This is a genomic window from Streptomyces sp. NPDC007907, assembly GCF_042959365.1.
Classification (GTDB): domain Bacteria; phylum Actinomycetota; class Actinomycetes; order Streptomycetales; family Streptomycetaceae; genus Streptomyces; species Streptomyces indiaensis.
The window spans coordinates 118,683-136,890 of sequence record NZ_JBIBKR010000006.1; the positions used below are offsets into that span (position 1 = coordinate 118,683).

Below are 18,208 nucleotides of genomic sequence, written 5' to 3' on the forward strand. Positions count from 1 at the left end.
CAGACACCCGGCGTGCGCCCGCGCGCACCCGCCGCCACCCCATGACCTCGACGAGACGAAGGGCAGATGCACACCGACCGCACCTCGACCACCCGCTTCGCCGTACCCGTCGACGCCGCCCTGCGCGCCGCCGGCTGGCAACCCGGACGCTGGGACATCAAACAAGCCGAGATCTGGGCCGACGCCCTGCGCGACCACACCTCCCCCGCGGGCCACCGCCACACCGTCTTCCCCGCAGCCGTCGAAGCCTGGGCCGAATTCGGCGGACTCCACATCACACCCACGGGCCCCGGCCGCCAGGTCGCCCCCGCCACCCTCCACCTCGACCCGCTCCACGGCCTCCACATGGCCCGCACCCTCGGCGACCTCGGCCGCGCCCTCGGCACCGACGTCTGCTCCCTCGGCGCCGAGACCGACAGCCAGGCCCTCCTCGCCATCGACACCGACGGCCGCGTCTACACCCTCGACCACACCGGCGACTGGTACCTCGGCCACGACATCGACCAGGCCCTCGCCACCCTCATCGCCGGCACCGAACCCGTCCGCCTCACCGCCGGCTGACCCCGCCCGACCACACCCGACCACACCCGACCACCGGCCGGTCGCCGCCCCACCCCGGCCGGTCACCGCTCCGAACCGGCTACGACGCCGGAATCACCGCCGACACCCGGAAACCCCCGGCGTCCGTCGGCCCCGACACGAACACCCCGCCCAGCGCCGACACCCGCTCCCTCATCCCCACCAGCCCGTTCCCCCCGGACGGCAACCGCGCCGACGACGCCGCCTCCTCAGGCGGCTCGTTCTCCACCTGCATCGCGATCTCCGACACCCGGTGCGCCAACCGCACATACGTCTTCGCCCCGGCCGCGTGCTTGTGGACGTTCGTCAACGCCTCCTGCACCACCCGGTACGCCGTCTGCTCCACCAACGGCGCGTACGACCGCACGTCCCCCTCCACCGACAACGCCACCACCATCCCCGCCGCAGCCGACTGCCCCACCAGCTCCTCGATCTCCGCCAGACACGGCCCCTCGTCATCCGCCACCCGCGAAGCCGCCGCAGCAGCCGCCACCCCCACCGCCGCCAACGGCACCGACGCCGACGCCGGCACAGCGGGCGACGTCGACACCGACGGCTCACGCGGCGGGCCGTCCCCACCACTGCGCAGCACCCCGAGCATCTCCCGCAGCTCCGTCAGCGCCTGCCGCCCCATGTCCCCCACCAACGCGGCGTTCTTGACGGCCTTCTCCGGATCCTTCCGGGCCACCGCCTGCAACGCGGCGGCATGCACCACCATCAGACTCACCCGATGCGCGACCACGTCGTGCATCTCCCGCGCGATCCGCGTCCGCTCCTCGTTCCGGGCCCACTCGGCCCGCTCCTCCGCCCGCTCCGCCAGCAACTGAAGCTCCCGCTCCAGACTGTCCGCCCGCTCCCGCAGACTCTCCATCAACCGCCGCCGCGCCCCCACGTACAGCCCCAGCAGCACCGGCGGCGCCGTGAAGCCCAGCGACATCGTGATCGCGGCGAAGGGGACGAACCAGTCCCCTATCTCCAGATCCCCCCGGGACATGTCCTGCTGCGTCTTCACGAACGTCACGATCAACGTCCCCACCAGGGACATCCCCGCCAGCGAGCCGATGATCCGCCGGGGCAGCTCGGCAGCGGCCAGCGTGTACAGGCCGACGACGCCCATCAGGAAGCCCATCTCGGCGGGCGTGATGGCGATCGACACCAGCACCACGGCGATCGGCCAGCGGCGCCGCACGAGCAGCACGGAACCGGCCAACAACCCGAAGACGACCCCCGCCGCCACCGGGATCCCGGCATCCCGCGCGAACGGGATCCCCTCCAGGGCGCACTCCAGCGCGGACACCACGGCCAGGCTCACATCGAGCACGGCACTACGCCGCCTGGCCCACCACCACGGCCCTCCCCGGGCCGTCACATGGTCTTCCCCCGTCGCGGTCATGCCTCCCAGCCTACGGGCGGCCCCCATCGGTTTTCCGTCGCATTTCCCGGACTGGCCTACACCACACTCCGTGACCGTTCGGCCGCGATACCACCCGATATCCCTCGAACTGCTGAATCGCGCACCGTTCGACCCCGGAGCCCTCGATTCCGCCCGGACGGTATGCGTATGACACATGCACCGGGCAAGTACTCCGACTTCGAGGGGCTGCGGGAGAAGGCGGTGACACTGCGCCGCGCCGGCCTCAGCCGCCGTCAGATCCGAGACCGGCTGCACGTCGACAACAACGACATCCTCAACCGACTGCTGGAAGGCGAACCGCCACCGGCCTGGACGAAGCGCCCGAACGCGAAGGACGACCTGAGGGAGAAGGCGAGGGAGCTCCGCCTCCAGGGCTGGACGTACGACCGGATCCAGATGGAGCTGGGGTGCTCGAAGAGTTCGATCTCGCTGTGGGTGCGGGATCTGCCGAAGCCGGAGCGGCGGCAGCGGACCCGGGAGGAAGCTTCGGCGATCGCGAAGCGGGGCTGGGAAGCCAAGTTGCGGCTACGCGAGGAGGAGCGCCGGCGAATCAGGGAAGTGGCAACGCGCGAGATCGAGCACATCACCGATCGCGAACTGTTCCTGGTCGGCGTGGGCCTATATTGGGCCGAGGGCGCGAAAAGCAAGCCGTACCGTCGGCAAGAACGCGTGATCTTTGTGAACAGCGACCCTGGCATGATCACGGTCTTCCTGGCCTGGCTCAACCTATTGGGCGTCGAGCCGGAGCGCCTGAGGTTCGCCGTGCACGTCCACGAGAGCGCCGATGTCGCGGCTGTCGAGCAGTTCTGGGCCGACCACGTGGGTATCGACCGAGCCGCGCTCCTCAAGACCACGCTCGAGAAGCACAATCCGAGCACGAACCGGAAGAACAATGGGGAGAGCTACCACGGCTGTCTCCGTGTAGACGTACGAGGCGGAGCAGACCTATACCGTCGCATCGAAGGCTGGTGGTGGGGCATAGTAGGGGAGGCTCAGTCGCGCACTCCGCGAACGGCTGTCTGACTGGGCTTGCTATCCGCCGTGGTGTAAGTGGCAGCACTGGGTCTTTTGGTGTCCTCAGTCCGGGTTCGAGTCCTGGCGGCGGAGCAAAGCTCGGTTCGGGTCCTGACTGGCATGACTGCAGTCGGGACCCGCACCCATGCCCCCCACAAAACCCCCCGGTATCCTGCGGATGTCACCCCACCCCATCCACAGCCGAAGGGCATCCCGTGAGCGCCAACCGCCCGGCAGCCGTCGTCGTTCTCGCAGCGGGTGAGGGCACCCGTATGAAGTCGGCCACACCCAAGGTCCTGCACGAGCTCTGCGGCCGCAGTCTCGTGGGCCACGTCCTCGCCTCCGCCGGCGAGCTGCAGCCCGAGCATCTGGTCGTCGTGGTCGGCCACGCCCGTGAGAAGGTCACCTCGCATCTCGGTGAGATCGCCCCGGACGTCCGTACCGCCGTACAGGCGGAGCAGAACGGCACCGGGCACGCCGTGCGGATGGGTCTGGAGGAGCTGGGCGGGTCCGTGGACGGGACCGTCGTGGTCGTGTGCGGGGACACTCCCCTGCTGACCGGGGCGACCCTGCGGGCCCTCGCCGAGACGCACTCCGCCGACGGCAACGCGGTCACCGTGCTGACCGCCGAGGTGCCGGACGCGACGGGGTACGGGCGGATCGTCCGTGACGACGCCACGGGGGCCGTCAGGGCCATCGTCGAGCACAAGGACGCCACCGACGCCCAGCGGTCGATCCGTGAGATCAACTCGGGTGTGTTCGCGTTCGACGGTCAGCTGCTGGCGGACGCGCTGAAGAAGGTGCGGACGGACAACAGCCAGGGCGAGGAGTACCTGACGGACGTGCTCGGGATCCTGCGTGAGGCGGGGCACCGGGTGGGGGCGTCGGTGGCCGGTGACCACCGTGAGATCGCCGGGATCAACAACCGTGTGCAGCTGTCGGAGGCGCGGCGGATCCTCAACGACCGGCTGCTGACCGAGGCGATGCTGGCCGGTGTGACCGTGATCGATCCGGCGACGACCTTCATCGATGTGACCGTGACGTTCGAGCAGGACGTCGTGGTCCATCCGGGTACGCAGCTGCAGGGCAGCACGCATCTGGCGGAGGGTGCCGAGGTCGGGCCGAACTGCCGGCTGACGGACACCCGGGTGGGTGCGGGTGCGCGGGTGGACAACACGGTGGCGTCGGGTGCCGAGGTGGGCGCGGAGGCGACGGTGGGTCCGTACGCGTACCTGCGGCCGGGGACGCGGCTGGGTGCGAAGGGCAAGATCGGGACGTACGTGGAGACGAAGAACGCGTCGATCGGTGAGGGGACGAAGGTGCCTCACCTGTCGTACGTGGGGGACGCGACGATCGGTGACCAGACGAACATCGGTGCCGCGAGCGTGTTCGTGAACTACGACGGGCAGGAGAAGCACCACACCACCATCGGTTCGCATTGCCGCACGGGCTCGGACAACATGTTTGTGGCGCCTGTCACGGTGGGGGACGGTGCGTACACCGCCGCGGGGTCCGTGATCACGAAGGATGTGCCGGCGGGTTCGTTGGCCGTGGCCCGTGGTCAGCAGCGGAATATCGAGGGTTGGGTGGCTCGTAAGCGTCCGGGGAGCGCGGCCGCGAAGGCGGCGGAGGCGGCTTCCCGGGAGTCGGCCGGTGAGGGCTGACCGGAAACCGATGCCTCAAACACGGCGTACGGTGATAAGTGCACACCCGCACCCCCACCAGCTGAGACGGCCTCCGGCAAGCCGGCTGCGAGGTTTCTCGACCCCATGCTGCGACACCTCTGAGGAGACAGTGCTGTGACCGGGATCAAGACGACCGGCGAGAAGAAGTTGATGTTCTTCTCCGGCCGCGCCCACCCCGAGCTTGCCGAGGAGGTCGCCCAGCAGTTGGGTGTCGGGGTCGTCCCGACGAAGGCCTTCGACTTCGCGAACGGCGAGATCTATGTGCGTTATCAGGAGTCGGCGCGTGGTGCCGACTGCTTTCTGATCCAGAGCCACACGGCTCCGATCAACAAGTGGATCATGGAGCAGTTGATCATGATCGACGCGCTGAAGCGTGCGTCGGCCCGCTCCATCACGGTCATCGTGCCGTTCTACGGTTACGCGCGGCAGGACAAGAAGCACCGTGGACGTGAACCGATCTCGGCGCGTCTGATCGCGGACATGATGAAGACCGCGGGTGCGGACCGGATCCTGACCGTGGATCTGCACACGGACCAGATCCAGGGCTTCTTCGACGGTCCGGTGGACCACCTGTTCGCGCTGCCGCTGCTGGCGGACTACGTGGGCCGGAAGGTGGACCGGGAGAAGCTGACGGTGGTGTCTCCGGACGCGGGCCGTGTGCGGGTGGCGGACCGCTGGTGCGACCGGCTGGGCGCGCCGCTGGCGATCGTGCACAAGCGGCGTGACAAGGACGTCGCGAACCAGGTCACCGTCCACGAGGTCGTGGGTGAGGTGGAGGGTCGCGTGTGTGTCCTGGTGGACGACATGATCGACACCGGTGGGACGATCTGTGCCGCGGCGGACGCGCTGTTCGCGCACGGTGCGGAGGACGTGATCGTGACGGCGACGCACGGTGTGCTGTCGGGTCCGGCCGCGGACCGGCTGAAGAACTCGCGGGTGAGTGAGTTCGTGTTCACGAACACGTTGCCGACGCCGTCGGAGCTGAGCGGTGATCTGGACAAGATCTCGGTGCTGTCGATCGCGCCGACGATCGCGAGTGCGGTGCGTGAGGTGTTCGAGGACGGTTCGGTGACGAGCCTGTTCGACGAGCAGTAGAGATCGTTTTGGGTGCGGCCTCCCTCGCCGAGTAGACTGCTGCAGTTGCTCGGCGAGGGAGGCCGTTCCCGTTGTTCTGCGGGACGCGGTGTCCGTTATCGACGCGCTCTTCGTAGCAGGCCGTTCGTGGCCGGGTGACCACGTCCATGACTGACTATGAGGAGTGATCATGTCCGAGGTGAAGATCGCCGCCGAGACGCGCACCGAGTTCGGCAAGGGTGCCGCGCGCCGTATCCGTCGTGAGGACAAGGTTCCCGGCGTGCTGTACGGGCACGGTTCGGACCCGCTGCACCTGACCCTTCCGGGCCACGCGCTGCTGATGGCGCTGCGTACGCCGAACGTCCTGATCGCGCTGGACATCGACGGCAAGGCGAACGAGCTGGCGATCCCGAAGTCCGTGCAGCGTGACCCGCTGAAGGGTTTCCTGGAGCACGTGGACCTGCTGCTGGTGAAGCGCGGCGAGAAGGTCACGGTCGAGGTCCCGGTGCAGACCGAGGGTGAGCTGGCCCCGGGTGGCTACCTGCTGGAGCACGTGCTGAACGCGCTGCCCGTCGAGGCCGAGGCGACGCACATCCCGGAGTCGGTGACGGTGTCCGTGGAGGGTCTGGAGGCCGGTGCCTCGATCCTGGCGAAGGACATCACGCTGCCCAAGGGCACGACGCTGGCCGTCGAGGAGGACGCTGTCGTCCTGCAGGTCCTGGCCGCGCAGGCCGAGGAGGCCCCGGAGGGCGAGGAGGCCGCTGAGGAAGAGGCCGCCGAGGCCTGATCCTCTGCGTCGTCGTTTCGTCGGCCGCTGTTCCCGTGCGGGGCAGCGGCCGACGCGTATGAAGGAGACATGGACGTGACGACCGATGCGGCCGCTCCGTGGCTGATCGTGGGGCTGGGCAATCCGGGGCCGGAGTATGCGGGCAACCGGCACAACGTGGGTTTCATGGTGGCCGATCTGCTGGCGGACCGGATCGGGGGGAGGTTCAAGCGGGCCGGGCGGGCGCAGGCGCAGGTCGTGGAGGGCCGGATCGGGCCGCCGGGGCCGTTGAACCGGCGGGTGGTGCTGGCGAAGCCGATGTCGTACATGAACCTGTCGGGCGGTCCGGTGAACGCGCTGCGGGATTTCTACAAGGTCCCGGTGGGTCATGTGGTGGCCGTGCATGACGAGTTGGACATCGACTACGGGGTGCTGCGGCTGAAGCTGGGGGGCGGCGACAACGGGCACAACGGGCTGAAGTCGATGACGAAGGCGTTCGGTGCGGAGTATCACCGGGTGCGGTTCGGGATCGGGCGGCCGCCGGGGCGGATGCCGGTGGCGGACTTCGTGCTGAAGGATTTCTCGTCCTCGGAGCGCAAGGAGCTGGACTACTTCGTGGACCGGGCGGCGGATGCGGTGGAGTGTCTGGTGATCGAGGGGTTGGAGCGGGCGCAAAGCACGTACAACTCCTGACTTGTCCCCCGCCGAGGTTGACGGGCCGTTCAGGCATGGCCAATGATCCCGGCCATGCCTGCCACTGCTGCTTCTTCGTCCCAGGCTTCGACTGCCGTGCTGCGGTTCGGGCGGTTCGCGGCGATGGGTTCGGTGGCGGTGCTGATCCTGATCGCGGGTGTGTGGGCGTCGTGGGGTACGGCGCAGCACGTGATGCTGACGAAGGGCCGGGAGCAGGGCACGGTCGATGTGACGCGGTGTGGGCCCGAGGTGTGCTGGGGCCGGTACACGCCGTTGTCGGCGGGTTCGCAGCCGCGGGCGCGGGTGGTGCTGGAGAAGTCGGTCGCGGTGGAGCGGGGCCGGACGTACACGGTGGTCGTGAAGCCCGGTGGTGGTGATGCGGTGCGTTCGGGTCCTGCGGGGGTGCTGTACGCGTGGGTTCCGCTCGGTGGTGCGTTGTTGCTGGCGTCGGTCGTGGTGGCGGGTGGTCTGCTGCGCACGCGGCTCGCGTGGGTGATGGGGTTGTCGGGGGTGGCGTTGTTGACGGCGGCTTTCGTGGCGGTCTGAGGGGTTGCGGTGCCCTCCACATCTGTGGAGGAACGGAGCGTTGTCTGTTCGTGATTGACGGGCGTTCGGGCCAGGCTGGAAGCTGAGCCGCCCCCTCCACATCTTCCCGGTCACTTCTCGAAGACGGACGACCTGCCCATGCGCACCCTCTCTCGCCTCGGCGCTGTCTGCGCCTCCGCTTCCGCGGTCCTTCTGCTCGCTCCGGCCGCCCATGCCACTCCCCCCGGCGACAACGGCACGGTGAAGATCCATGACGCCTCGACGGGTGAGGAGCTGCGGCGCAACGAGCCGCATGTGTGCGCCTTCTACCTGGATGCCTTCGGTTTCGACGGGGGTCAGGAGGTCGAGTGGCGCATCGACGCGATCCCTCCGAGCGAGAACAAGGGGGAGACGGTGGAGTCCGGTGCGCTGACGCTGGACGCCGAGGGTCACGGCCGGACCGAGGATCTGTCGTTGCCCGACGGGCACTACAAGCTGTTCTGGAAGTTCGAGGGCGAGAAGGGGTCCGCCAAGCACAAGGTGTTCTGGTCGGACTGTGAGGACGAGCAGGAGCCGGGTGGTGCGACGCCGTCGGCTTCGGCTTCGGCTTCGCCGACGTCCTCGCCCGGGGCGTCCGAGGCGCCGTCGGGTGCGCCGAGTGCGTCGGCGAGTTCGTCGGCCGGTGGGGCGGTGCCTGCGTCGTCGCCGTCTCCGCAGGGCGGTGCGGACGGTGATCTCGCCGAGACGGGCAACGGCGCCCCGGTGGGTGTGCTGTCGGGGGCCGCGGCTGCGCTGATGGCGGCGGGCGGTTACCTGGTGCTGCGGCGTCGGCGGGCCGGCCGCGGCTGACGTAGGGCATGACCGTGCCCCCGAGCCCGTACGGGCTCGGGGGCACGGTCATGCCCGGGGTGGTTCAGCCGGTGTTGCGCAGGCCGGCTGCCACGCCGTTGACGGTGAGGAGGAGGGCGCGGGCGAGGAGCGGGTCGGGCTGCTCGGCGGCCTCGACGGCGTCGCGCTGCCGCTTGAGGAGGGCGACCTGGAGGTAGGAGATCGGGTCGAGGTAGGCGTCGCGGATGGCGAAGGTCTGCTTCAGGACGGGGGCGGCGTCGAGGAGTTCCTCTTCACCGGTGACGCGCAGGACTTCCCGCACGGTCAGTTCGTGTTCGGCCTTGATGGTGTCGAAGACGTGCTTGAGCTCGTCGGGCACGAGGGTGTCGACGTAGTGCTGGGCGATCCGCAGGTCGGTCTTGGCGAGGGTCATCTCGACGTTGGAGATGAAGTTGCGGAAGAAGTGCCACTGCTGGTGCATCTCGTCGAGGACGGTGTCGAGGCCGGCTTCGCGCAGGGCCTTGAGGCCGGAGCCGACGCCGAACCAGCCGGGGACGATCTGCCGGGACTGGGTCCAGCCGAACACCCAGGGGATGGCGCGCAGGCCGTCGAGCGAGACGCCGGAGCCGGGGCGGCGGGAGGGCCGGGAGCCCAGGTGCAGGTCGGCGAGCTGGTCCACCGGTGTCGACGCGAGGAAGTACGTCGGCAGGTCGGGGTCCTCGACGAGACGGCGGTAGGCGGCGTGGGCGGCGTCGGAGACGACGTCCATCGCGGCGTCCCAGCGGGCGAGGGCCTCGTCGGACTGGCGGGGCGCGGTGTGCAGGGCGGAGGCCTGGAGGGTGGCCGCGACGGTCAGCTCCAGGTTTTCCCGGGCCAGGGACGGGATGAGGTACTTGTCGGAGATGACCTCGCCCTGCTCGGTCACCTTGATCTCGCCTTCGAGGGTGCCCCAGGGCTGGGCGAGGATCGCGTCGTGGGTGGGGCCGCCGCCGCGGCCGACGGTGCCGCCGCGGCCGTGGAAGAGGCGCAGGCGGACGCCGTAGCGGTGGGCGACGTCGCGCAGACGGCGCTGGGCGCGGTGGATCTCCCACTGGCTGGTGGTGATGCCGCCGAACTTGGAGGAGTCGGAGTAGCCGAGCATGACCTCCTGGACGTCGCCCCGCAGCGCGACGAGGCGCCGGTAGGACGGGTCGGAGAGCATGTCCTCGAGGATGGTGTCGGCGGCCTTGAGCTCGTCGGTCGTTTCGAGGAGCGGCACGATGCCGATCTTGGCCCAGCCGGCGTGCAGGTCGATGAGGCCGGCTTCGCGGGCGAGGACGGCGGCGGCGAAGACGTCGTCGGCGCCCTGGCACATGGAGATGATGTAGGACTCGATGACTTCCGGTCCGAAGACTTCCAGGGCGCGCTTGATGGTGCCGAACACGCCGAGGGTCTTCTCGCCGGGGGCGTCGACGGGTGCGGGGGTGGGGGCGAGGGGCCTGCGGGAGCGGAGCTCCTTGGCGAGGAGCTTGGCGCGGTAGTCGCGGGGCATGTCGGCGTAGCGCCAGGATTCCTCGCCGAGCCGGTCGAAGAGCTGGCCGAGGGCGTGGTGGTGGGCGTCGGCGTGTTCGCGGACGTCCATGGTGGCGAGCTGGAGGCCGAAGGCGGCGAGGGTGCGGATGGTGCGGGCGAGGCGGCCGTCGGCGAAGAGTCCGCCGCGGTGTTCGCGCAGGGAGCGCTGGATGATCCGCAGGTCGTCGAGGAGTTCGCTGGTGCCGAGGTAGTCGCGGCCGTCGCGGTGGGCGGTGCCCTTGGCGAGGCGCTTCTTGGTGTTCTCCAGCTTCTGCCGGATGCAGGTGGCCTTGAGCCGGTAGGGCTCCTCGGCGTTGAGGCGCTTGTAGCGGGGGCTGATCTCGGGGAGGTTCTCCAGGTCGGCCTGGAGGGAGGTCAGGAGTTCCTCTGTGGCGCCGGCGTAGCGGATGGAGTTGGAGAGGAAGCCGCGGAGCTCGTCGATGGTCTCCAGGGCGTCGTTGATGCCGTGCTCGTGCTGGAGGATCAGGACGTCCCAGGTGACCTGGGGGGTGACGTTGGGGTTGCCGTCGCGGTCGCCGCCGATCCAGGTGCCGAAGGTGAGGGGGCGGGTGTCGTCGGGGAGCTTCACCCCGGCCCGCTCCAGCTCGGCGGTGAGGTCCTCCAGGACGTCGCCGACGGCGTTGGCGTGCAGCTCGTCGAGGTAGTAGATGGCGTTGCGGGCCTCGTCGGCGGGCTCGGGGCGCACCACGCGCAGTTCGTCGGTCTGCCAGACGAGGTCGATGTTCTCGGCCAGTCGGATGTCCAGGCGGCGCCGGTCTGATTCGATGACCGGGGTCTCCAGCAGGGCGGCGATGCGCCGGAGCTTGTTGAGCACGGAGCGGCGTGCGGCCTCGGTGGGGTGGGCCGTGAAGACGGGGCGGACGTTGAGGTTGCGGACCGTCTCGCGCAGGTGCTCGGGGTCGGCGTCCTTGAGCCGGTCGGCCGTACGGGTGAGGAGTCCGCCCTCGGCGGCGCGGCGGGCGCGCAGCTCGCGGCCGCGGTGGACCTGCTCGGTGACATTGGCGAGGTGGAAGTAGGTGGAGAACGCGCGGACCAGCTTGGCCGCGGTGTCGAGTTCGGTGCCGCGCAGCAGCTCTGCGGCGGCCTCGCCGTCCTCGCGGGTGAGGCGGCGGACCTTTTCGACGAGTTCCAGCAGTTCGGGGCCTTCTTGGCGGACGAGGGTCTCGCCGAGGAGGTCGCCCAGCCGGCGGATGTCGGCTCGCAGCTCGCTGCTCGTCGTCGTGGTCTGGTCGTCGGCACTGCTCACAGGTGCGGCTCCTTGCAGTGTTGAAGCTCGTCTGGGAGGGGAACCCGGACGGCGTCTCGCGCGGCGGGGCGCCGCACATGGATCGGACATCCGGGAGGAAATCAGAGCGGACCGCGCTGTCCGACCGACTCAAGGATAGGTGTCGGCCGGGACGCGCAGGCTCGCGGGCTCTTGCCGCCGGGCGACGCACTGCCATACTTACGATGCCGTAGGTTACGGAACCGTAGGAAGCACGTCACGGTTCACGTGCCCCGGCTACCCCTTCTCCCTCCACATACCCCCCAGGGGACGCGTATGACCAGTAGTTCCGACGTGATCCAGGACGCTTCCGAGGCGCCCGGTCAGGCCACCGACGCCACCCCGGCGACGCTGGGCGGCGAGCAGAAGCGGTCCATCGAGCAGTTCGCCCTCCTCCTCTTCATCACCGTCCCGTTCCTCGCGCTGCTGGCGGCGGTGCCGCTGGCGTGGGGCTGGGGGGTGAGCTGGCTGGACCTCGGTCTGCTGGTCTTCTTCTACTACCTGGGGTGCCACGGCATCACGATCGGCTTCCACCGTCACTTCACCCATGGGTCCTTCAAGGCGAAGCGACCGCTGAAGATCGCGCTGGCGATCGCGGGTTCCATGGCGGTCGAGGGTCCGCTGGTGCGCTGGGTGGCCGACCACCGCAAGCACCACAGGTTCTCCGACGCGGAGGGCGACCCGCACTCGCCGTGGCGTTTCGGTGAGACGCTCCCGGCCCTGATGAAGGGCCTGTGGTGGGCGCACATCGGGTGGATGTTCGACGAGGAGCAGACGTCGCAGGAGAAGTACGCGCCCGACCTGATCAAGGACCCGACGCTGCGCGCCATCTCCCGCCAGTTCGTCCTGTGGACCGTGGTGTCGCTGGCGCTGCCGCCGCTGATCGGCGGTCTGGTGACGATGTCCTGGTGGGGCGCGTTCACCGGGTTCTTCTGGGGTTCGCTCGTCCGGGTGGCCCTGCTGCACCACGTGACGTGGTCGATCAACTCGATCTGCCACGCGGTCGGCAAGCGCCCGTTCAAGTCTCGTGACCGTTCGGGCAACGTGTGGTGGCTGGCGGTCCTGTCGTGCGGTGAGTCGTGGCACAACCTGCACCACGCCGACCCGACGTCCGCCCGGCACGGCGTGATGCGCGGCCAGCTGGATTCGTCCGCCCGGCTGATCCGCTGGTTCGAGAGGGCGGGCTGGGCGTACGACGTGCGGTGGCCGTCACGCTCGCGTATCGATTCGCGCCGTAACACCGGGGAAGGCGGCTCCCCGCGGGGGAAGGAGCCCGTCGAGGCGGCATGATGGTCGCTGTGGCGACCGACTCGAGCAGCACCCCCAGCAATGAGAAGCCGCGGCGAGCGCGCCGCACCCGGATGACCGGTGCCGAGCGACGTCAGCAACTGCTGGAGATCGGTCGCACGCTCTTCGCGGCGAAGGGCTTCGAGGGCACGTCGGTGGAGGAGATCGCGGCGAAGGCCGGGGTGTCCAAGCCGGTGGTGTACGAGCACTTCGGCGGCAAGGAAGGCCTGTACGCGGTCGTGGTGGACCGTGAGATGCGGCGCCTGCTGGACATGGTGACCAGCTCGCTCACGGCCGGTCACCCGCGCGAACTGTGCGAACAGGCCGCGTTCGCGCTGCTGGACTACATCGAGGAGTACACGGACGGGTTCCGCATCCTGGTCCGTGACTCCCCCATCCCCCAGTCGACGGGTTCCTTCGCCTCGCTGATCTCGGACATCGCCACCCAGGTGGAGGACATCCTGGGCCGTGAGTTCAAGAGCCGCGGTTTCGACCCGAAGCTGGCCCCGCTGTACGCACAGGCCCTGGTCGGCATGGTCGCCCTGACCGGCCAGTGGTGGCTGGACGTGCGCCGGCCGAAGAAGGCCGAGGTGGCCGCGCACCTGGTGAACCTGGCGTGGCACGGCCTGGACGGCATAGAGGCCAAGCCGCACCTGATAGGGCGCCGCAAGGCCTGACCGGGTCCGTCCTGGAGGGGCTGGAGGAACTTCAGGCGGTTGCCACGTGGTCGACGGCCGTGATCACCGGTTCTCCTTCCGGGCCACCGCGAACACCCTGCGGAACGGGAACGGCGTGCCGTGCGCACCGGCCGGGTAGGCCTCGCGCAGGGCTGCCCGGTACTCGGCGACGAAGGCGTCCTTCTGCTCGGGCTCGTCGGCGAGGGCGGTCAGCACGGGCCGCAGTCCGGTCCCCCGCACCCAGTCGAGCACCGGGTCCTCGCCTTGGAGCAGGTGGATGTACGTCGTCTCCCACACGTCGGCCGTGCAGCCCAGGGAGGTCAGCCGTTCCAGGTAGGACCCGGGGGTGCCGACGGCGTCGGCGTGGCGCAGGGTGTCGGCGAGCCGGGTGCGCCAGCGCGGTGCACCGGCGAGGTCGCGCATGAGGCGGTGGCTGGGGGCGTCGAAGTTGCCCGGCACCTGGAAGGCGAGGGTGCCGCCGGGTTTCAGTCCGGCCACCCAGTCGGCGAACCGTTCGACGTGTCCGGGCACCCATTGCAGCGTGGCGTTGCTGACGATCAGGTCGTACGGCTCGTCGGGCGTCCAGGTCCTTACGTCGGCGTGCGCGAAGTCGAGACGCCCGCCGCCCGGGGTGGGCCCCTGGTGGTCGACGTGGGCCTTGTCGAGCATCTCGGGCGAGTTGTCGTAGCCGGTGATCAGTGCGGTGGGCCAGCGGGTGGCGAGCAGCGTGGTGACGTTGCCGGGGCCGCAGCCGAGGTCGGCGATGCGGGGGCGGTCCGCGGGCGGCCGGGCGGGCAGGTCGGGGACGCGGGCGAGGAGGTCGGTGAAGGGGCGGGCGCGGTGGTCGGCGTGACGGAGGTACTGGCCGGGGTCCCAGGTGGGGGTGGCTGCGGGCATGGTTCCTCCTGGTGTCCTGGTGTGCCTGGTGGTGACCGTGCGGGGGCGCACACCCAGCGTGATCCCTCATATATCTCGATGTCAAGAAACTGGATGTCAAGAGACTCTACGTCGACACAACCACTACACTGATCGTCATGGAGGACGAGGTCGATCGGCTGGTCGCGGCGTGGCGCCGGGAGCGCCCGGACCTCGACGTGGAACCACTCGAGGTGCTCAGCCGCGTGAGCAGGCTGGCCCGGCACCTGGACCGGGCGCGGCGGCTGGCGTTCTCGGAGCACAACCTGGAGCCGTGGGAGTTCGACGTCCTGACGGCCCTGCGCAGGGCGGGCACGCCGTACCAGCTCTCGCCGGGACAGCTCCTCACCCAGACCCTGGTCACCTCGGGCACGATGACGAACCGCATCGACCGTCTGGCGAAGAAGGGCCTGGTGGAGCGCCTCCCCGACCCCAGTGACCGGCGGGGCGTCCTGGTGCGGCTGACGGTCGAGGGCCGGGACCGCGCGGACCAGGCCCTGGCGGGTCTGCTGGACCAGGAACGCGCGATCCTCGCGGAGCTCTCCCGAGCCCAGCGCGGCGAGCTGGCGGGGCTGCTACGCCAGCTGACCGCCCCGTTCGACAACATCCCCGGTTAGGTCCACCGGCCCGACGCCGGCCCGCCGTGCGAGGGCGACGGCGGCGAGGGTGGAATGCACGCCGAGCTTGCCGAGGACGTTCTGCATGTGGGTCCGCACGGTGTGCGGCGACAGGAACAGGCGCTCGGCGACGGCCTTGCGCCCCAGTCCCGCCACCATGCACCGCAGCACTTCCCGCTCACGCGGAGTGAGGGACTCGACGAGCCGCTCACTCTCGGTGCGGTGCTTGCGGGCGGCGGTGAGCTCGCGCAGCACACCCGTCAGCAGGGCGGGCGGCAGATGGGTCTCCTCCCGCAGCACGCCCCGGATGACCGTGAGCAGCCGGGACAGCGAGCAGTCCTTGGCGACCCAGCCGGAGGCGCCGGCCTGCAGGGCGAGGGCCGCCCGCCGCGGGTCGTCCTTCTCGGCGAGCACGACGATCCGCACGTTCGGCTGCGCGGAGCGCACACCCGTGACGAGCGAGATCCCGTCGACGAGCCCGTCCTCGTTGCCCTCCTGTACGGGGACGGCCGGGCGGGTGCCCGGTACCTTGCCGCCCAGGTCGGCGTCCACGAGCAGCACGTCGAAGCGCCGCCCCTCGGCGACCGCCCGCTCCAGGCTGCGCAGCGCGGCCGGACCGCTGCCGGCCGCGGAGACGTCGACGTCCGGCTCGGCCGCCAGGGCCGCCGCGAGTGACTCCGCGAAGATGCGATGGTCGTCGACGACCAGGACTCGGATGCGAACCACGTAACCCCCTTCCCCAGTGCTCCCGAAGAGCAGGGGATACCCCAACGTCGGAGGTTGACACCGCACGGGTACGACGCCGGAGTGTCCGGATCCGCTGCGTTCCGTCGTCCGTCCTTGCCGCAGCGGCCGGTTCGGGTCGCCGCAGCCGCACGGCCGCCGCCGTGCAGTACCGCCACCCCCACCCCGGGCGTCGTACCCGGCTGTCTCGCCCCCTGATCGGCACCGGCCCCCACCGGTGCTGTTCATCAGGGTACGGACGGGGGCCCGGAGCGGAAGGTTATTTGCAGAACTGACTGTCCGACGCGTTTATGGTGTGCCGCATGTTCCGTCTTGAGACAGAAGTCGACAAGGACCGACGTGATCTGCTCCGCACACGCCTGCGGGACACGAACACCGCCGCCTCTCCGATCCTGCGCGCCCTGCGCGGGACTCCGGACGAAAGGGACGTGCCCTTGCATGTGTGGGCTGTGAACGACGGAACCGACGACCTCGCCGGCGGCCTGGTCGGCCACACCTGGGCGACCTGGCTCCACGTCACCTACCTCTGGGTCGACGAACGCCACCGCGGCAGGGGCCTGGGCGCGCGGCTCCTCGCGGAGGCGGAACACATCGCGACCACGTCCCGCGGCTGCCGCTCGTCCCGCCTGGAAACCTGGGACTTCCAGGCCCCGCGGTTCTACGAGAAGCAGGGGTACGAAGTGGTGTGCGTGGTGCCGGACTATCCGCCGGGGATCACGGAGTATTCGCTGGTGAAGAGGCTGGGGTAGGGGTGGGGGGCGAACCGGGGGCGCGTTGCGGGGGCGAACCCCTCGGTGACAGACGGGTGTCACTCACCGATAGCGTTGGTTCGCTTGAGTAATCCCCCCACATGATCAACGGGAGACCCAGTGAACCGCCCCGCTCGGCTCGTGACGGCCGCGCTCACCGCATCCGCGGCCCTGCTGCTGACCGCCTGTGGCTCGGGGGGAGGTGACGGTTCGTCATCGTCCGACCAGATCCCCGGTGCGGGTTCGGGCGACAAGGCCTCGGCTTCCCCTTCGGCTTCCGCGTCGGCGGACGGGATCGATCGGCCGGAGATCAAGCTGCCCGGGGACATGAAGCTCGTGTTCGAGGGCCGGCAGACCGGCGACTCCGTCAAGGACGCGATTCTGGCGGACAACGAACGGGCAGTGAGCACCGTGTGGCAGGCCGTGGCCTCAGGCGATCTGAAGAAGTCGGGGATGGGCTTCTACTACACCGACTCCGCGCTGAGGGGCGTTTACGCCTACGCCAAGGACAACAACGCCCATCAGACCAGCTGGGCCGGCACCCTGCGCTACTTCGATCGCCGGGTGACGGTGTTCGACAAGACGTCAGGGGCCCTGACGTACTGCGTGGACGAGAGCAAGGCCAACGTCAAGGACCTGAAGACGAAGAAGGTGAAGGTGGTCGCGACCTCGCCTGACAGCTACGTGTACTACAACGCCAGCGTGAAGAAGGACAAGCAAGGCGTCTGGCAGATCTGGAACCTGCACGAGGACCGCGGTTCCCAGAGGTGCCAGCCGTGACACGGCGCGTCGTGCTCGGGACTCTGACCGCCACGATGCTCCTCCTCGGTGTGGACACAGCTGTCGCCGGAGGCATCGGAAGCAACGGAGACCAGGCCGAAGAAACGTCCGGTGACTCCTCAGGACCTGTACTGGAGTCGCGTGTCAGCTTCCACGTGAAGGGCAGCGCCCCCTCGCAAGACAGTGGCCCGATCACGTCCACCGCCGTGGACTGGGAGCCCCCGGCCTGCTGGTACGAGCCCTACTGGAAGGCCAAGGACTTCAAGACCTACACCGAGGCCAACTGGTCGATCTACGACTCGGTCGGTGGTGCGCCCGCAGGCGTCGCGGACGACAAGGCGCGCTACAAGGGAGGCCACCCGTACAAGAATTTCAACGTCGACAAGAACGACGAGGGCATGTGGTGGGTCGCCGTCACGAACCCGAAGATGGAGGACGACCCCGCCGCCGGAAACTGTAGGCGTGACCCCTTCTGGGTCGACAACGGTGAGAACCCCGGTGTTCCTCAAGCCATCGACACCGAGACCCTCGCCGGGCTCGCGCACCAGCGGACCGTCGTGCCGCCGACGAAGATCTCCCTCGCTCCGGAGGCCAGGTCGACGGTGAACGCGCCCACGTGGGTCTGGCTGGACAAGGGCGCCTTCAAGCCGGTCTCCGTCACGGCGAGTCTGCCCGGCGCGGGGCTGTGGGCGACCACCACGGCCAAGCCGGTGATCCTGCACCTCGCTCCGGGAACAGCGGACGCGGAGACCCTCCCGGCGTCGGGTGAGTGCCTGATCGACGACGACGGCTCCATCGGAGAGCCGTACGCCCGGGGCAAGGCGGAGCTGACGCCACCGTGCGGGGTGCGGTACCTGCGCTCCTCGGGGGACGGCACCTACGGCCTCCAGGCGACCCTCACCTGGGAGATCACCTGGGAGGGCGCGGGCGGCACGGGCGGTGACCTGCCCAACGGCACGTTCGCCACCACCACCGAGGTGCCGGTCCAGGAGATCCAGTCCGTCAACCGCTGACAGCGGCTGGTG

18 protein-coding genes and 1 tRNA gene are annotated in these 18,208 nt (G+C 69.5%); 15 read left to right on the forward strand and 4 right to left on the reverse strand.

Annotated elements, in window-relative coordinates; genetic code table 11:
• The first annotated feature begins 66 nt into the window (after window positions 1–66).
• On the forward strand, window positions 67–561 hold the full coding sequence (locus tag ACFZDI_RS24980; RefSeq protein ID WP_234851000.1) for an SUKH-3 domain-containing protein: 495 nt from the start codon (window positions 67–69) through the stop codon (window positions 559–561).
• A gap of 79 nt (window positions 562–640) precedes the next feature.
• Here the strand turns inward: ACFZDI_RS24980 and ACFZDI_RS24985 are convergent, their stop codons facing one another.
• The gene (locus ACFZDI_RS24985) at window positions 641–1,972 is read right to left on the reverse strand and encodes a histidine kinase (protein WP_391253366.1); all 1,332 of its coding nucleotides are present in this window, start codon (window positions 1,970–1,972) and stop codon (window positions 641–643) included.
• Window positions 1,973–2,140: 168 nt separating this feature from the next.
• Here ACFZDI_RS24985 and ACFZDI_RS24990 point away from each other — a divergent pair, with 168 nt between their 5' ends.
• The 8 genes from ACFZDI_RS24990 to ACFZDI_RS25025 all read left to right on the forward strand — a co-directional run bounded on the left by ACFZDI_RS24990 (window position 2,141) and on the right by ACFZDI_RS25025 (window position 8,599).
• On the forward strand, window positions 2,141–3,016 hold the full coding sequence (locus tag ACFZDI_RS24990; protein WP_391253368.1) for a hypothetical protein: 876 nt from the start codon (window positions 2,141–2,143) through the stop codon (window positions 3,014–3,016).
• A 12-nt stretch (window positions 3,017–3,028) separates the two neighbouring features.
• Window positions 3,029–3,100: transfer RNA gene (locus ACFZDI_RS24995), tRNA-Gln, on the forward strand.
• Window positions 3,101–3,222: 122 nt separating this feature from the next.
• Window positions 3,223–4,671 carry a bifunctional UDP-N-acetylglucosamine diphosphorylase/glucosamine-1-phosphate N-acetyltransferase GlmU gene (glmU, locus tag ACFZDI_RS25000; RefSeq protein ID WP_391253370.1) on the forward strand — a complete coding sequence of 483 codons (1,449 nt, stop codon included), beginning with the start codon at window positions 3,223–3,225 and terminating at the stop codon, window positions 4,669–4,671.
• A 135-nt stretch (window positions 4,672–4,806) separates the two neighbouring features.
• Window positions 4,807–5,787 carry a ribose-phosphate diphosphokinase gene (locus ACFZDI_RS25005; protein WP_234850236.1) on the forward strand — a complete coding sequence of 327 codons (981 nt, stop codon included), beginning with the start codon at window positions 4,807–4,809 and terminating at the stop codon, window positions 5,785–5,787.
• 169 nt (window positions 5,788–5,956) lie between these two features.
• Window positions 5,957–6,553 carry a 50S ribosomal protein L25/general stress protein Ctc gene (locus ACFZDI_RS25010; RefSeq protein WP_234850237.1) on the forward strand — a complete coding sequence of 199 codons (597 nt, stop codon included), beginning with the start codon at window positions 5,957–5,959 and terminating at the stop codon, window positions 6,551–6,553.
• A gap of 69 nt (window positions 6,554–6,622) precedes the next feature.
• Window positions 6,623–7,225, forward strand: a complete 603-nt coding sequence (pth, locus tag ACFZDI_RS25015) for an aminoacyl-tRNA hydrolase (RefSeq protein ID WP_234850238.1) — start codon at window positions 6,623–6,625, stop codon at window positions 7,223–7,225.
• A gap of 42 nt (window positions 7,226–7,267) precedes the next feature.
• Complete coding sequence (locus ACFZDI_RS25020) at window positions 7,268–7,771, forward strand: hypothetical protein (protein WP_391253373.1); 504 nt, start codon at window positions 7,268–7,270, stop codon at window positions 7,769–7,771.
• A gap of 138 nt (window positions 7,772–7,909) precedes the next feature.
• Window positions 7,910–8,599, forward strand: coding sequence for an LPXTG cell wall anchor domain-containing protein (locus tag ACFZDI_RS25025; protein ID WP_234850240.1), 690 nt, complete (start codon window positions 7,910–7,912; stop codon window positions 8,597–8,599).
• Window positions 8,600–8,663: 64 nt separating this feature from the next.
• Here ACFZDI_RS25025 and ppc read toward each other — a convergent pair whose 3' ends face one another.
• Complete coding sequence (gene ppc, locus ACFZDI_RS25030) at window positions 8,664–11,396, reverse strand: phosphoenolpyruvate carboxylase (RefSeq protein ID WP_234850241.1); 2,733 nt, start codon at window positions 11,394–11,396, stop codon at window positions 8,664–8,666.
• A gap of 294 nt (window positions 11,397–11,690) precedes the next feature.
• On the opposite strand from ppc, the gene ACFZDI_RS25035 reads away from it, so the two are divergent.
• Together ACFZDI_RS25035 and ACFZDI_RS25040 are read left to right on the forward strand one after the other, a co-directional pair.
• Complete coding sequence (locus ACFZDI_RS25035; RefSeq protein WP_234850242.1) at window positions 11,691–12,704, forward strand: fatty acid desaturase; 1,014 nt, start codon at window positions 11,691–11,693, stop codon at window positions 12,702–12,704.
• Window positions 12,701–13,378: a TetR/AcrR family transcriptional regulator gene (locus ACFZDI_RS25040; protein ID WP_234850243.1), complete on the forward strand. Its 678-nt coding sequence runs from the start codon at window positions 12,701–12,703 to the stop codon at window positions 13,376–13,378. Before ACFZDI_RS25035 ends, ACFZDI_RS25040 begins: the two co-directional genes overlap by 4 nt.
• 63 nt (window positions 13,379–13,441) lie before the next feature.
• On the opposite strand, the gene ACFZDI_RS25045 is transcribed toward ACFZDI_RS25040, so the two are convergent.
• On the reverse strand, window positions 13,442–14,275 hold the full coding sequence (locus ACFZDI_RS25045; RefSeq protein ID WP_234850244.1) for a trans-aconitate 2-methyltransferase: 834 nt from the start codon (window positions 14,273–14,275) through the stop codon (window positions 13,442–13,444).
• Between the two features lie 137 nt (window positions 14,276–14,412).
• Here ACFZDI_RS25045 and tamR point away from each other — a divergent pair, with 137 nt between their 5' ends.
• A complete protein-coding gene (gene tamR, locus ACFZDI_RS25050; protein ID WP_234850245.1) occupies window positions 14,413–14,910 on the forward strand; it encodes a MarR family transcriptional regulator TamR in 498 nt (165 codons plus the stop codon).
• Here tamR and ACFZDI_RS25055 read toward each other — a convergent pair.
• Window positions 14,869–15,636, reverse strand: coding sequence for a response regulator transcription factor (locus tag ACFZDI_RS25055; RefSeq protein ID WP_234850246.1), 768 nt, complete (start codon window positions 15,634–15,636; stop codon window positions 14,869–14,871). The genes tamR and ACFZDI_RS25055 overlap by 42 nt on opposite strands.
• Window positions 15,637–15,944: 308 nt before the next feature.
• On the opposite strand from ACFZDI_RS25055, the gene ACFZDI_RS25060 reads away from it, so the two are divergent.
• The 3 genes from ACFZDI_RS25060 (at window position 15,945) to ACFZDI_RS25070 (ending at window position 18,196) form a co-directional block, all read left to right on the forward strand.
• A complete protein-coding gene (locus ACFZDI_RS25060) occupies window positions 15,945–16,403 on the forward strand; it encodes a GNAT family N-acetyltransferase (RefSeq protein ID WP_391253376.1) in 459 nt (152 codons plus the stop codon).
• 120 nt (window positions 16,404–16,523) lie between these two features.
• Window positions 16,524–17,183, forward strand: coding sequence for a hypothetical protein (locus tag ACFZDI_RS25065; RefSeq protein ID WP_391253378.1), 660 nt, complete (start codon window positions 16,524–16,526; stop codon window positions 17,181–17,183).
• Entirely contained in the window at window positions 17,171–18,196 is a 1,026-nt protein-coding gene (locus ACFZDI_RS25070; RefSeq protein ID WP_391253380.1) for a hypothetical protein, read from the forward strand. Before ACFZDI_RS25065 ends, ACFZDI_RS25070 begins: the two co-directional genes overlap by 13 nt.
• Window positions 18,197–18,208 lie beyond the last annotated feature (12 nt).